The organism is Actinacidiphila polyblastidii (genome assembly GCF_036353415.1).
In the GTDB taxonomy this organism is placed as follows: Bacteria; Actinomycetota; Actinomycetes; order Streptomycetales; family Streptomycetaceae; genus Actinacidiphila; species Actinacidiphila polyblastidii.
In genome coordinates this window covers 302,998-316,940 of record NZ_JAZEWV010000007.1, presented here as the reverse complement: position 1 = coordinate 316,940, position 13,943 = coordinate 302,998, and the positions used below count along the sequence as shown (strand labels likewise).

General features: G+C 75.2%; 11 protein-coding genes. 6 read left to right on the top strand and 5 right to left on the bottom strand.

The features are described 5' to 3' along the window. Positions 1-315 precede the first annotated feature (315 nt). Genes V2S66_RS12345 through V2S66_RS12335 form a run of 3 tightly spaced genes read right to left on the bottom strand, consistent with a single transcriptional unit; the run spans position 316 to position 2,340 of the window. Positions 316-1,047, bottom strand: a complete 732-nt coding sequence (locus V2S66_RS12345) for an SRPBCC family protein (protein ID WP_330794669.1) — start codon at positions 1,045-1,047, stop codon at positions 316-318. A 7-nt stretch (positions 1,048-1,054) separates the two neighbouring features. Next, the gene (locus tag V2S66_RS12340; protein WP_330794668.1) at positions 1,055-1,606 is read right to left on the bottom strand and encodes a dihydrofolate reductase family protein; all 552 of its coding nucleotides are present in this window, start codon (positions 1,604-1,606) and stop codon (positions 1,055-1,057) included. Then, positions 1,603-2,340 carry an ArsR/SmtB family transcription factor gene (locus V2S66_RS12335; protein ID WP_330794667.1) on the bottom strand — a complete coding sequence of 246 codons (738 nt, stop codon included), beginning with the start codon at positions 2,338-2,340 and terminating at the stop codon, positions 1,603-1,605. The genes V2S66_RS12340 and V2S66_RS12335 overlap by 4 nt, the downstream gene beginning before the upstream one ends. A 227-nt stretch (positions 2,341-2,567) precedes the next feature. On the opposite strand from V2S66_RS12335, the gene V2S66_RS12330 reads away from it, so the two are divergent. The 3 genes from V2S66_RS12330 to V2S66_RS12320 all read left to right on the top strand — a co-directional run bounded on the left by V2S66_RS12330 (position 2,568) and on the right by V2S66_RS12320 (position 8,509). Then, entirely contained in the window at positions 2,568-3,569 is a 1,002-nt protein-coding gene (locus V2S66_RS12330; protein WP_330794666.1) for a hypothetical protein, read from the top strand. Positions 3,570-3,734: 165 nt separating this feature from the next. Further along, positions 3,735-5,579: an HSP90 family protein gene (locus V2S66_RS12325; RefSeq protein WP_330794665.1), complete on the top strand. Its 1,845-nt coding sequence runs from the start codon at positions 3,735-3,737 to the stop codon at positions 5,577-5,579. Continuing rightward, positions 5,576-8,509, top strand: coding sequence for a hypothetical protein (locus tag V2S66_RS12320; protein ID WP_330794664.1), 2,934 nt, complete (start codon positions 5,576-5,578; stop codon positions 8,507-8,509). The genes V2S66_RS12325 and V2S66_RS12320 overlap by 4 nt, the downstream gene beginning before the upstream one ends. A gap of 259 nt (positions 8,510-8,768) precedes the next feature. Here the strand turns inward: V2S66_RS12320 and V2S66_RS12315 are convergent, their stop codons facing one another. After that, positions 8,769-9,578, bottom strand: coding sequence for an exodeoxyribonuclease III (locus V2S66_RS12315; RefSeq protein ID WP_330794663.1), 810 nt, complete (start codon positions 9,576-9,578; stop codon positions 8,769-8,771). A 52-nt stretch (positions 9,579-9,630) separates the two neighbouring features. Here V2S66_RS12315 and V2S66_RS12310 point away from each other — a divergent pair, with 52 nt between their 5' ends. Beyond that, positions 9,631-10,116, top strand: a complete 486-nt coding sequence (locus tag V2S66_RS12310; RefSeq protein WP_330794695.1) for a GNAT family N-acetyltransferase — start codon at positions 9,631-9,633, stop codon at positions 10,114-10,116. A 112-nt stretch (positions 10,117-10,228) separates the two neighbouring features. Here the strand turns inward: V2S66_RS12310 and V2S66_RS12305 are convergent, their stop codons facing one another. Then, positions 10,229-11,467 (bottom strand): M14 family zinc carboxypeptidase, encoded by a 1,239-nt coding sequence (locus V2S66_RS12305; RefSeq protein WP_330794662.1) that lies wholly within the window; start codon positions 11,465-11,467, stop codon positions 10,229-10,231. A 435-nt stretch (positions 11,468-11,902) separates the two neighbouring features. Here V2S66_RS12305 and V2S66_RS12300 point away from each other — a divergent pair, with 435 nt between their 5' ends. Together V2S66_RS12300 and V2S66_RS12295 are read left to right on the top strand one after the other, a co-directional pair. Next, complete coding sequence (locus tag V2S66_RS12300; protein WP_330794661.1) at positions 11,903-12,727, top strand: response regulator transcription factor; 825 nt, start codon at positions 11,903-11,905, stop codon at positions 12,725-12,727. Beyond that, entirely contained in the window at positions 12,720-13,853 is a 1,134-nt protein-coding gene (locus V2S66_RS12295; RefSeq protein WP_330794660.1) for a sensor histidine kinase, read from the top strand. The genes V2S66_RS12300 and V2S66_RS12295 overlap by 8 nt, the downstream gene beginning before the upstream one ends. Positions 13,854-13,943: the final 90 nt, after the last annotated feature.

The following is a 13,943-nucleotide window of genomic DNA, read 5'->3' as shown; positions in this document are numbered from 1 at the left end:
CGGGGGGGGGGCGGGGGTGGGGGGGGGGGGGGGGGGGCCCCCCCCCCACGACCGCGCTCTTCGACGCGGAGCCGCCGGAACCGCCGGCCGCCGCCGTGGTGCCCGTGCGCTGCGCGGTGACCGCGTACATCGCCAGGCACAGCCCGACGACCGCGACCACCGTGGCGACCAGCACGCCGCCGGGCCTCTTGTGCCGGCCCCCGCGCGCCCTGCGTGCTCTGCGTCCCATGCACAGGAGACCGTGCGGCCCGCGCCCGGATAACAGAAAACGGCGGTGGCGCGGGCACCGACCGGATCAGCGGGTGGCCGCCGGGGTCAGGCGTAGACGCCGTCCAGCCACTTCTGCCACTCCTGCGCCAGGGTGTCCGCGTCGGCCCGCGCATCGAAGTCGTGGACCGCGACGCCGACCGTCGCACCCCAGTGGTTGCGGCCGAAGACCCGGTACATCGCGTCTGGTGTGCGCAGGCCGAGGAAGTACGCGGTGCGGTAGTCGAGCACGGCGTCCACCTCCCCGGCGCCGGGGAGCAGGACCGGCACCGTCTCGCCCACGCCAACCCCGGCCGGCAGGCCGAGCGCGGCGACGGCGCTCTCCAGCGCGTCCGGGGCGCCGGCCGTGGCCGCCGCGGAGCTCACCGAGGCCCAGACCGCGGGGCGGCCGGCGAAGTGGGTCAGGTACTGCGCCAGGGTGTGCAGATAGAAGTCGGTGTGCTTGCTCGCGCCGTCGTACTGGTTCTCCCAGTCGTCGACGAAGATGCCGCTGTGCACGTAGCGCACGTACGAACCGCCGCCGGGGCGCGGCTCGATGACGTGGTCGAGCTGGTTGAGGCTCTGCTGCGGCACTCCTTCGGGGTCCACCGTCCGCGCCGTCAGGCGGCGCCCCGGCTCCCAGGCGGTGATGGCGCCGCCGAAGGGGGCCGCGCCGCCCTCACGCGGCTCGTACTCCTGCGGCCAGAGCCAGCCCGCGGAACCGCTGGTCAGCGCCTCCCACACCTGGTCGGGAGCGGCGTCGACCTCGAACTCGCGGACGATCTCGAACTCTTCGGGCATGGCGTCCTCATCCCTTCCTGTTCTGCGGTGCGTAGACGACGTGGTGGACGCCGGAGCCGAAGGTCTCGGAGCTGACGACGCTCAACGCCACGGTGGGCAGGCCGTCTTGGAACAGCCGCTTGCCGTGCCCGACGACGACCGGGTCGACGAGCAGCTCGATCTCGTCGACGAGTCCCTCACCGAGCAGCCACTGCACGAGGGTGGCGCTGCCCATGACGGTGATGTCGCCGCCGTCCTCCTTCTTCAGCCGGCCGATCTCGGCCGCCACGTCGTGCGACAGGACCGTCGTGTTGTTCCACCGCGGCTCGGTGAGCGTGCTGGAGACGACGTACTTGGCGACGCCGTTCATGTGCGCGGCGCCCGGCGCGTCGGGCATCGCGGGCCAGGCCGCGGCGAAGCCCTCGTAGGTGGTGCGCCCCAGCAGCAGCGCGCCGGACGCGGCCATCTGAGCGGCGACCGTACGGGACATGTCGTCGTCGAAGTACGGCCCGTGCCACTCGTTGGGCGCCTCCATGACGCCGTCGGCGGTCAGGAACTCGGTGACGATCAGCTTCCTCATGATGCTTCCTCGGGTGTGCTCGGTGTGGTGCCCGGGTCGGCGGCCCCGGCCGCGTGGCCGATCGCGCCGCCGATCGCGCCGCCGGACGTGCCGCCGGACGTGCCGCCGGACGTGCCGCCGCTCGCGGCCGGCGTTCCGGCGCGGTCGCCGTCCGCCCGCACCGCGGGGTGCAGGGCGACCACGATGCGGTGCGGGCGGCCGCCCTCGGCGTGCTCGTCGTGGTACTTGGCGACCAGCGCCCCGACCCCGCGGGTCAGCTCCTCGACGAAGGCGGCCCGCTGAGCCGCCGAGGCGAACCGCACCTCGCCGTCCAGCGCGAAGGTGGCGACCCGCTGCCCGGCCCGGTCGGCGCCGGTGATCAGACTGCCGACGTCCTGCACCAGCCGGGCCGCGACGGCCAGCAGCCAGCGCGCCGAGAGCTGGTCGCGGAAGCGGGCCGGGTCGGGCCGTACCGCGGCGAGCGCGGCCGGCGAGATGACGTAGGACGCCGCGGTGGCGCGCATCAGGCGCTCGGTCACGTTGCCCTTGCGGCGCTCGCCGGAGAGTTCGACCAGGCCGTGCTTCTCCAGGGCCCGCAGATGGTAGTTGACCTTCTGCCGGGGCAGGCCGACGCGGGCCGCCAGCATCGTCGCCGAGGCCGGTCCGGCGGCCAGCTCGGCGAGCAGCCCGGCCCGTATCGGATCCAGCGACGCGGCGGCCGCCTCGGAGTCCTCGATCACGCTCACGTCCCACATGGCTCCACCGTCTCACCGAACACTTTTTTTGTCCAGGGCGAACCACTTGTCGGTGGGAGCCGTGCCGCGGGCGGGCCGACGGACGCGCTCACCGGGGGGCTCACGGGCGGGCTCGTGGACGGGCGGCGGGGCGTCCGATGGTCGGATGGTCGGGTGGTCGTGATATGTACTCCGTCTGGGGGGCAGTGTGGGCACGGCCCTGGTGAGCGTTGCGAAGGGGCCGCCGTATGCCGTTGATCCGCCGCCGTACCGCCGCGGGGACGCGGACGCCGGGAGTGGCCCGGCCGAGGTGGGGGCGGAGCGCGGCGCTCCGGCTGGACCTGAGCCACGGCGATCCGCGGCTGGTCGCGCTCCGGGAGGCCGCGGCAGCCGGGCGCTGGCCCGAGGTCCGCGTCACGCTGGACGGCGCGGCCGACGGCGAGGACCTGACCTGGCTGGTCGAGGGCGTGATGATGGTGACCGGGACCGAGCGGTGGCTGACCGCGGTGACCGAGGCGGACCCGCGGGACCCGCTGCCGCTGCTGGTGTCCGGCGCGCGGCATGTGGAGTGGGCCTGGGAGGCCCGCACCCGCAAGCAGGCGCGCTACGTCTCCGAGGAGCAGTTCGCGGTCTTCCACTCCCGGCTGCGCACCGCGGAGGAACTCCTCTACCGTGCCGCGGAGTGCGCGCCCGGCTGTGTGGCGCCGTGGTACTTCCTGCAGATCAGCGGGCGCGGCCTGCAGATCGGTCCCGACCTGGCGGCCCGCAGGTTCGAGGCGGTGGTGCGCCGCTCGCCCGGCCATCTGGCCGCGCACCGGCAGCAGTTGCAGCAGATCTGCCGCAAGTGGGGCGGCTCGCACCAGCAGACGCACGCCTTCGCGCGCGAGGCGATGCTCGCCGCGCCGCCGGGCAGCCCGCTGGGCGAACTCGTCGCGGTGGCGCACCTGGAGCAGTGGCTGGACGAGGAGGACGGCGCGGACTTCGCGTACCTGCGCGGCTCCGAGGTGGTCCTCGGACTGTACGAGGCCGCGGAGCGCTCGGTGCACCATCCGCGCTACGAGCGGCGGCGCGACTGGACGCGCGGCTTCAACACCTTCGCGCTGGCCTTCGCGCTGGCGGGTGAGAACGACGCGGCCGCCGACCTGTTCCGGGTCCTGGACGGCAGCGTCACGGAGTTCCCGTGGATGTACCTCGACGGGCAGGACCCGACCGCGCCGTACCGGCAGTGGCGCGCCCGCGTCGGCGGCTGATCCGCGGCGCGACCGCGCCCGCGAGGGCCCACCGCACCACCCCGCGCCACCGCAGCACCCCGCACCCCGCACCCCGCACCACCGAACGACCGCACGACGCCGCGACCCGAGGGCCGTGGACCGCGGTCGCAGGACCGCACGAAGCCGAACGAGAGAGCAGAACCGGTGTCAGACGCGAGCACGAGCCATACCTTCCAGGTCGACCTGCGCGGCCTCATCGACCTGCTCTCCCACCATCTGTACTCCAGCCCGCGGGTCTACCTGCGCGAGCTGCTGCAGAACGCGGTGGACGCGATCACCGCCCGGCAGGCGCTGGACGCCGACGCGCCGGCCCGGATCACCCTGCGGGCGGGCGAGGACCGGCTGACGGTCACCGACACCGGCGTGGGGCTGACCGAGCAGGACGTCCACCGGTTCCTCGCCACCATCGGCCGCAGCTCCAAGCGCGGCGCGGACGGCGGTCTGGACGGCGACCGGCTGGCCGCCGAACGCAGCGACTTCATCGGGCAGTTCGGCATCGGCCTGCTGGCCTGCTTCGTGGTCGCCGACGAGATCACCGTGACCACCAGGTCCGCCGCCGATCCGGCCGCGCCCGCCGTGGAATGGCGCGGCGCGGCCGACGGCCGGTACACGATCAGGACGCTGCCGGCGGGCGCGGTGCCGGAGCCGGGCACCACGGTGAGCCTGGTGCCGCGGCGCGAGGGCGCCGAGTGGACCAGGCCCGAGCGGGTCGTCTCGCTCGCCCGGCACTACGGCAGCCTGCTGCGCCACCAGGTCACCGTCGTCGACGACTTCGGCGGCAGCACCCGGATCGACCGGCGCCCCGCACCCTGGGACACCCGGCACGGCTCCCCGCTCGCCCGGCGCGAGGCGCTGGCCGAACACTGCCGCGCCACCTTCGACTTCACCCCGCTGGACAGCATCGCCCTGGACCTGCCGCTGGTCGGGCTGCGCGGCGTGGCGTACGTGCTGCCGACGTCGGTGCACCCGTCGCGGCAGGCCGGCCACCGGGTGCACCTGAAGGGCATGCTGCTGTCCGACCAGGCACCCGAACTCCTCCCGGACTGGGCGTTCTTCGTGCGCTGCGTGGTCGACGCCGACAGCCTGCGGCCGACCGCCTCGCGGGAGGCGCTGTACGAGGACGAGACGCTCGCGGCGATCCGGGAGGCGCTGGGCGGGCGGATCCGCGACTGGCTGACCGGACTGTCGGCGAGCGATCCGGCGCTGCTGCACCGCTTCATCGCCGTGCACCACCTCGCGGTCAAAGCGCTCGCCCGCTACGACGACGAGCTGCTGCGGCTGCTGCTGCCGTGGCTGCCGTTCGAGACCACGGACGGGCAGGTGACGCTGGAGGAGTTCGCCCGCGCGCACCCGGTGGTGCTGGTCACGCAGACCGTCGAGGAGTTCCGGCAGGTCGCCCCGATCGCGGGCGCGGCCGGCCTCGGGGTGGTCAACGGCGGCTACGCGTACGACCGCGACCTGGTGCACCGGCTGCCGGAGATCCGGCCCGGCTGCACCGTCACCGACCTGGACCCGACGACGGTCGCCGCGCACCTGGACGCCGTGGAGCCCGGCGCCGAACTGGCCGCCGCGGGCTTCCTGCACATCGCCCGCGAGGTGGTCGCGCAGTTCGACTGCGACGTGGTGCTGCGCAGCTTCCACCCGGTCAGCGCGCCCGCCCTGCTGCTCGACAACCGGGAGGCCCGGCACGAGCGGTCCCGCAGCGAACTGGCGGACTCCGCCGACGGGTTGTGGGCGGACATCCTCGGCAGCCTGCGCGCACAGGCGCCGCGCGCCCAGCTGGTGCTGAACCACCTCAACCCGCTGGTGCGGCGGGCCGCGTCGATCACCGAGCGGGGACTGGCGGTGACCGCGGTCGAGGCGCTCTACGGCCAGGCGCTGCTGATGACCCGGCGGCCGCTGCGCGCCACGGAGAGCGCCCTGCTGAACCGGGCGTTCATCGGGCTGCTCGACCACGCCATGCACGAGCCGCGGCAGGAGCCGAAGTGACCGACACCCCGGACGCCGTCTTCGCGGCGCTGCGCGAGAACAACGAGCGGCCGTACGGCCGGCAGCGGACCGTGCGCGCCGAGGAACTCGTCGAGGCCGCCGAGCAGTTCGACGACAAGGGCGCGCTGGTGACGGCGCTGTTCGAGCTGATGTCGGCCTACACCTACGCGGGTGAGGAGCGGAAGTCCCCGGTGGTCTTCGCGCGGATCGTCAAGCGGTGGGACGACCGGCCGGAGGACTTCAGCGAGTGGGAGGAGCACCAACTCCACTGGCGCTTCAAATGGGTGACCAACGCCCTGCTGCAGGTGCCGGAGGTGCCGCTGGCCGCCGTCGAGCGGTGGACGGCGGAGATGCGGGACCGCTACGCCAAGGCCGGTCACGGCATGCAGCCGGTGTACGCGATGCGGTATCTGCTGGCGCGGCACACCCGTTCCGGCGCGGAGGAGGCGTACGACCTGTGGGTGACGAGGCCGCGCACCGACCTCAGCGACTGCGAGGCGTGCGAGACGCGGCAGCGGGCTCTGCACCACGAGGGCGCGGGCGACGACGAGCGGGCGCTGCGCGAGTGGCAGCCGGTGCTCGACGGCGGCCAGACCTGCCTGGAGGAGCCGTACGTCAGCATGGCCTGCGCGCTGCTGCCACTGCTGCGCACCGGCCGCGCCGACCAGGCGCGGTCGCATCACCTGACGGGGTACCGGTTCGCGCGCGGCAAGCCCGACATGGCCGAGGCGATCGGCCGGCACCTGGAGTTCTGCGCGCTGAGCCGCAACGAGGGCCGGGGGCTGGAGATCCTCGCGGAGAACCGGTCGATGTTCGAGGTGACCGGCTCCCCGCTGGACCGGCTGGTCTTCCTCACCGGCGTCGAGGTGCTGCTCGCCCGGCTCGCGGAGCAGGGCCACCGGGACCTCGCGGTCTCCGGACCGCCGGGCCGGAACTGGACGGTGTCCTCGCTGCTCGCCGAGGTGCGCGCCGAGGCCGGGCCGCTCGCCGCGGCGTTCGACCGGCGCAACGGCACACCCGCGGTCGGCGCGCACCGGCTGGCGCGGCTGGCCCGGCGCCCGCTGCTCGACGCGCCGCTGGCACTGGGCGTACGGGCGGTCCTGCCGTCGCCGCTGCCGGCGCCGGTTCCGGTTCCGGTTCCGGTTCCGGAGGGCGTCACCGCCGGCGCGACCGCCGCGGAGGCGCCGGAGGAATTCGGCGAACTCGTCGCCAGGACGAGGGAGTTGACGGCCATGGGGCGGCCGGACGCGGACACCCTGTGGCAGCGGGTGCGCGAGCGGGTGGAGGCCGCAGGCCATGTGCACGACGCGACGGCCGGGCCGCAGGAGCTGCTGACCGCCGAACTCGCCGAGCGGCGGGCCTTCGACGGCTTCGACCGCGAGGAGTGGCTGACCGCTCGCGCCGTGATGCAGGAGGCGGCCGCGCTCTACGAGGACGCCGGGAACCCGGGCCGGGCGGCCGCCGCGCGCGCCCGTGCCGCGACCGCGCTGGTCGCCGCCGGCGCGGACGCCCCGGCCGCGGACCGGGAGCCGGCCCGCGCCGAACTGGAGGCCGAACTGCGCCGGGCGCGGGAGCTGCTGGCCGACCCCGGCGGCATCGAGCCGGACCGCTACCTGGCGATCCTGCAGTGCGCCGCGATGGTGGCCCGCCACGACCTCGTGGACCTGCTGCCCGACCCGCCGGCCGCGGTCAGGGACGCCTTCGACGCGTCGGTGGCGACGCTGCTGCGCGAGGCGGAGCGGCTGGACGCGCCGGCCCGCGCGTCCGCCGCCCGCCAGTACGCGGCCGATGTGGCCGCGCGCACCGGGGAGTTCGAGGCCGCGACGCAGGAGCTGACGCGGGCGCTGGCGCTCGTCGAGGACGCCGGGCAGCCGTGGCGCACCCCGCGTCCGCTGGCGCTGCTGGCGCAGATCAAGGTGCAGAGCGGGCAGGCGCAGGAGGCCGTGCCGCTGATCCACCAGGCGCTGTCCACCGCCGCGCGCTGGCCCGACGCGTCGCTGGCCCTCGGTCCCTTCCACGCCCTGCTCGGCCACGCCTGCGCGCACGGCGGCGACCTGGCCGGCGCGGTGCGGCACCTGTCGGAGGCCGCCGACCGGCTGGACCGGGAGGGCGCCGACGCGCACGCCGCGCAGGTCAGGCTGGAACTCGCCGACGTCCTGACCGAGGACGGCCGGCGCAGCGACGCGGTGGCCGTGCTGGAGTCCGTCGTCCTGGGCGACGTCCGGCTCCTCGACCCCCGGATGGCCGCGCAGGTCCGGCTCAACCTCGCTCGCGGTCTCGCCGCGCTGGGCGAACAGCGGGCCGCCGCCGAGGAGTTCCTGCGGCTCGCCGACGAGGTCGCGCAGTGGGAGCAGGAGCAGTACACGCACACGCTGGTGGCCTGCGAGGCGGCCGCCGCGCTCGCCGAGGCGGGCCTGCGCGAGGCCGCGTCGACCGCGTACGCGCGGGCGGTGGCCTCGCACGAGCGGGCGCCGCGGCCCGCACCGGTGCTCGGCATGATGCGCGAGTTCGCCCGGCTGGCCACCGCGGAGCGGGAGGCCGGCGGGCTGGAGGCGGCGCTGCGGCACCTGGCCGAGGCCGACGGGGTGATCGCCGCGGCGCCCGACGACGCCGCCGATTTCGTCCGCTGGTACCAGCGCGGCGCCACCCACTACCAGCGCGCCCGCTGCCAGGCCGCCGCGCACGCCTACGAGGAGGCGCTCGCGGAGATGGAACGGTCCGTCGCCGCCTACGAGTCGGGCGGCCGGGCCGGCGAGCAGCCCCGCGCCGAGGCGGTCCGCATCGCCGCCCTCCTGGAGGCCAACGCGCTCGGCGCGACCGGCGCGGCGCGGACCCGGCTGACCGCGGCGATCAGCCGCTGCGAGGCCGCGGGGTTCCCCGAGGCGGCCGCCGCGCTGGCGTCGGTGCGGGAGGGTCTGGACGCGGCATAGCCGAGCGCCGGGGCCGAGCGCTGGGGCGGAGCGGCGGGCGGCGCTCGTTCAGAGCCGCGGCCCGGCGCCGGGGGGCGGGCCCTGCGGGGAGGCGCCGGACCCCGGTCCGCGGCTGCGCGCCGTCCGCACCGCGGACCCCCGGCGCGTACCGGGTCTGGGCCGTCTGCGGCCCACCGTCGCCGGGCCGGGAGCGTATCCCGGCGCCGGGTCCGTCCGGGTGGCGCGGCCCGCGGCGCCGCGGCGGTCCGAACGGCGGACCCTAGAGGTCGTAGGCGACGGTCACCGGGGCGTGGTCGGACCAGCGCCGGTCGTACGACGGCGCGCGTTCGACCACCGCCCGGGCCGCGGTCTTGGCCAGGGCCCCGGTCGCGACGTGGAGGTCGATCCGCCAGCCGCTGTCGTTGTCGAACGCCTTGCCGCGGTAGGACCACCAGGAGTAGGGGCCGGTGGTGTCCGGGTGCAGCGCGCGGACCACGTCCGTCCAGGCGTCGGGCGCCAGGACGGAGGTCAGCCAGGCGCGCTCCTCGGGCAGGAAGCCGGCGGACTTCTGGTTGGACCGCCAGTTCTTCAGGTCGGCCTCCTGGTGGGCGATGTTCCAGTCGCCGCAGACCAGGGCGTGCCCGCCGTCCTGCGCCGCGCGCTCGCGCAGCGCGGTGAGGTGGGCGAGGAAGGCGTCCATGAACCGGTGCTTCTCGTCCTGGCGCGGGGTGCCGACCTCGCCCGAGGGCAGGTACAGGCTGCCGACCGTGACGGTGGCGCCCGCGTGCGGCACGTCGATCTCCAGGTACCGGCCGGAGGCGTCGAACTCCGCCGCCCCGCAGCCGACCCGTACGGCCGTCGGCGCCCGGCGGGTGAGCACACTGACGCCGGCGCGGCCCTTGGCGGCCGCCGGTGCGTGGTAGGCGTGCCAGCCGTCGGGGTCGCGCAGCGGCGCCGGGAGCTGGTCCGGCTCGGCGCGGACTTCCTGCAGGCAGACGACGTCGGCGGAGGTGGACTCCAGCCAGCCGAGGAAGCCCTTCTTGGCGGCGGCGCGGACGCCGTTCACGTTGACTGTCGTGACGGTGAGCATCCCCGGACCCTATCCGGGCCGCCGTACGCCCCTGTCACCGCACACACGTACGATGGTCGGCGTGGAGATCAGAACGACGCGCTACGACGCTCCGGACGCCGTGAAGCTGAACGACCTGGTGCAGCTGGAATACGTCGCACGCTACGGCGACGGCGACCTGAGCGTCATGGACGCCGCGCACTTCGACCCGCCGCAGGGCCTCTACCTGCTGGTGTACGACGACGAGGACCTGCCGGTGGCCAGCGGCGGCTGGCGCGCGCAGGACGCCTCCGCGGAGGGGTTCTCCGCCGGCGACGCCGAGATCAAGCGGATGTTCGTGGTCCCGGAGGCCCGCGGGCGCGGGCTCGCCCGCAAGCTGCTGGCCGAGCTGGAGGCGAGCGCGACCGCCGCCGGCCGCACCCGTATGGTCCTGGAGACCGGCCTGAAGCAGCCCGAGGCCATCGCGCTGTACGAGTCGGAGGGCTATCTGCCGGCCCCGAAGTTCGGCTACTACCGCTACGAGGAACTGAGCGTCTGCATGGCCAAGCCGCTGCGCTGACCCCGGGGCGGCCCGGAAGACACCCCGCGGCCGCCCGGCAGCTGTCCCGCGCTGCCCCGCAACCGCCGGGCGGCCGCCCGGCCGCCGCGCGGTGACGCGTCTCACGCCGGGGCTAGGCGCTCAGCTCCTCGTAGACCGCCATCACGCTGCGCGCCTGCTGCTCGACCTGGTCGGCCACCGGCACCCAGCGCGGGTGGTAGGCCCGCTCGTACGCCGCGCACCACTCGTCGACCAGCTGCGTCACGCACGGCAGGTCGGCGATCCTGCGCAGCATCGCCGCGGCGCGCAGCGGGATCCGCTGGGCGTACACCTCGATGCTGGTGACCCGGGCGGTGGTCATCGGCGGCAGCGGCGCTGCGCCGGGCGGCCGCAGCGCCGGGTCCCACTCCGCGCTCAGCTGCGGCCCGATGCCGACCAGCTCGCGCACGGTGCGGAGCATCGGGGTGTCCGCGCCGATGAGTTCGGGGGCGATCCGCTCCATCGCCCGCGCCACGGTGGGCAGATCGCGGCGCAGCGCAGCGCCCGCGGTGCGCAGCGCGTGGTCGGGGTCCGGGTGCGGGGTGGTGTCCGCGCTGCGCTCGCACGCCCACATCGGCACCTCGACGACGGCTGTCACCCCGTCGTAGCGCTGGGCGTGCGCCCAGGTGGAGTGGGCGCCGTCGCCCGCGGCCGGATCGGACGCGGGCGGCATGACGTACACCCCGGGTCCCGGACTCGGCCACTGGAAGGCGTCGGACGAGCCGCTCTCCAGCGGGATGTCCAGCTCCGCGGCCGACTTGCCGATGCGCTCGGGCACCCCCGGCACGTCGCTGGTGAGCTGCACGAAGCTGCCGCCGACGTCGATGCCGTGCAGCGAGCACTGGAGCACCGGGCGCAGCCCGTCGAGCAGGCCGACCAGCGCCCGGGTCTCCGGCAGCGCGGGGCAGCGCACCGCGCCGTCGTGCGGCAGCCACTCGGGCTGCTCGGCCGCGCAGGGCCGGAAGAAGTGCTCGTAGTGGCCGCGCAGGCTGTAGGGGCCCTGCAACCAGGGCTCGTTGAGCGCCGCGCCGTCCGGATCGATGCACAGCAGGAAGTGCCAGCAGCTGCCGTCGTCCTCGCCGCGTTCGCGTGCCGCGGCGATCTGCGCGGCCAGCCGCAGCACGGTCGCGCCGCCGACCGCCGCCTCGTTGGCGTGCGGACCGGCCACCACCAGCACGTTGCGGAGCCCCTGACCGACCGTCAGCACCAGCAGCGGCCGCCCGGCCCGCGACCTGCCGACCTCCCCCAGCCGGCAGACCCCCGGATACCTCAGTGTCAACGATCTCGCCGCATCAGTGATTTCGGCGGTCGTCGGATAGCACTCTGTCGTCACCGCGATTCCCCCTGGAACCGGACCGGCGAAGGGTCCGGCAGCATTACGACATCGAGCGGATCAGGTAAGTAGGTCACGCACCGCATCCAGGTGTCAACGGTGCTACCGACACCATTCGACGCCCTTTTGCGTACGATCGCGCGCGGCCTCCCCGGAGCCCGCGCGCCGGGCCGGAAGCTCTACGGCAGATACCCGACGGCCGTCAGGGCGGGCGCCGCAGCCCCCGTACGCCCGGCCCCCCGCAAGGGATCAACCGGTTCACGCCGCGCACCGCTCCCGGGTGCCGCCGGGAGGCGGCGGCCGCATGCGAACGTGCGCGGAGCGTGACGAAGGGGCTCACGCGCGGCTCTTCCGATCCTTACGGAACGGGGACGGTTCGCGGTTCCGAACCCGCGGCCGTGGTCACTGTCAGTGGCGGATGCGAGACTCGGGTGCATGAGCAACGCCAGCCTTCCCGTACCGCCGATGCAGGCGCCGCAGCCGCGCCGGCGGGTCCTCGTGGTGGACGACGACCCGACCGTGGCCGAGGTCGTCGCCACCTATCTGGACCGTGCGGGTTTCGCCGTCGACCGGGTGGCGGACGGCCCGTCCGCGGTGGCACGGGCCGCCGCGGTGCGGCCCGATCTCGTGGTGCTCGACCTGATGCTGCCGGGCATGGACGGACTGGAGGTATGTCGCCGGCTGCGGGAGCACGGCCCGCTGCCGGTGGTCATGCTCACCGCGCGTGGCGACGAGGACGACCGGATCCTCGGCCTGGAGGTCGGCGCGGACGACTACGTGACGAAGCCGTTCAGCCCGCGGGAGCTGGTGTTGCGGGTGGAGTCGGTGCTGCGCAGGGCCGGCAGCACCCCCGAAGCCGGGCCGTGGCTGCGCTCCGGCGCCCTCGCGCTGGACCCCGCGGCCCGCAGAGCGCTCCGCGACGGGAGCGAACTGCCCCTGACCATAAGGGAGTTCGATCTGCTCGCCTTCTTCCTGCGGCACCCGGGACGGGTGCTCGGGCGGGAGGAGCTGATGCGCCGGGTGTGGGGCTGGGAGTTCGGCGACCTGTCGACCGTGACCGTGCACGTGCGGCGGCTGCGGGAGAAGGTCGAGGACGACCCGGCAAGGCCCCGGATGATCAGCACCGTGTGGGGCGTCGGCTACCGCTTCGACCCGCAGGACGAGGAGACCGCGCGGGCCGCCCCGGCGCCGCCGAGCGGCGCGCACCGGGCGGGCGGCCTCGGCGGGGCGGCCGTCGAAGGGGGTGGTGCCGGTGCGTGACCTGCTGCTGATCGCCGCCTATGCGGCCATGGGCGCGGCGGCGGCCGGGCTGCTCGGCTCGCTGGTGCTGCGGCTGCTGCGGCACCGCTCGGTCGCGCTGTCCCTCGCGGTCGTCGCGGTCGTCACGGTCGCCGCCATGCTCGCGGGCACCCTGTCGGTGGCGTGGGCGATGTTCCTGTCCGAGCACGACCTGGGGGTGGTCACCACCGTGTGCGCCATTGCCGCGGTGGTCTCGCTCGCGGTCACGCTCATCCTGGGGCGGCAGGTGGTCGCCGGCAGCCGGGCGCTGACGGCGGCGACCAGGGTGCTCGGCGACGGCGGCCCGTTCGCCGCACCGGACGGCGCTCCCACCGCGGAGCTGGCCGAGCTGGGCCGCGAGCTGTCGGCGACCAGCGCCAAGCTGGCCGCCTCGCGGGAGCGGGAGCGGGCGCTGGAGGCTTCCCGGCGTGAGCTGGTCGCGTGGATCTCGCACGACCTGCGCACCCCGCTGGCCGGGCTGCGGGCGATGACGGAGGCGCTCGAGGACGGCCTCGCGGAGGACCCGCAGCGGTACCACCGGCAGATACGCACCGAGGTGGACCGGCTCAGCGGGATGGTCGGCGACCTCTTCGAGCTCTCCCGCATCCAGGCCGGCGTGCTGCCGCTGTCGCCGACCCGGATGTCGGTGTACGACCTGGTGGGCGACGCCATCGCCGGGGCCGACCCGCTGGCCGCCGAGCACGGGGTGCGGCTGGTCGGGGACGGCGTGGAGCAGGTGCCGATCGAGGTCGACGGCCGGGAGATGACCAGGGTGCTGATGAACCTGCTGGCCAACGCGATCCACCGCACCCCGGCCGACGGCACGGTGGCGGTCTCGGCCCGGCAGGACGCCGAGTCGGGCTCCGTGGTGCTCTCCGTCACCGACGGGTGCGGGGGCATAGCGGCCGACGACCTGCCGCGGGTCTTCGACACCGGCTGGCGCGGCACCGGCGCGCGCACGCCGCCGGCCGGCGCGGGGCTCGGGCTGGCGATCGTGCGCGGCATCGTCGAGGCGCACCACGGCCGCGCCGCCGTCCACAACGTGCCCGGGGGCTGCCGCTTCGACGTCTTCCTGCCGGCCGCCCCGGTGGTGCCGGTCCAGGGGTGAGCCTCCCGGTCCCGGCGCGGGCCGGCGGGGCTCAGACCCCCGCCCCTCGGACCCCGCTGCACAGGCCCTGTTGCCCAGACCTGTGTTGCC

Coding starts and splice junctions, on each gene's coding strand:
- V2S66_RS12310 (WP_330794695.1), top strand. CDS start 9,631: ATGGTCGGCGTGGAGATCAGAACGACGCGCTACGACGCTCCGGACGCC.
- V2S66_RS12345 (WP_330794669.1), bottom strand. CDS start 1,047: ATGCCCGAAGAGTTCGAGATCGTCCGCGAGTTCGAGGTCGACGCCGCT.
- V2S66_RS12335 (WP_330794667.1), bottom strand. CDS start 2,340: ATGTGGGACGTGAGCGTGATCGAGGACTCCGAGGCGGCCGCCGCGTCG.
- V2S66_RS12300 (WP_330794661.1), top strand. CDS start 11,903: ATGAGCAACGCCAGCCTTCCCGTACCGCCGATGCAGGCGCCGCAGCCG.
- V2S66_RS12315 (WP_330794663.1), bottom strand. CDS start 9,578: ATGCTCACCGTCACGACAGTCAACGTGAACGGCGTCCGCGCCGCCGCC.
- V2S66_RS12330 (WP_330794666.1), top strand. CDS start 2,568: ATGCCGTTGATCCGCCGCCGTACCGCCGCGGGGACGCGGACGCCGGGA.
- V2S66_RS12340 (WP_330794668.1), bottom strand. CDS start 1,606: ATGAGGAAGCTGATCGTCACCGAGTTCCTGACCGCCGACGGCGTCATG.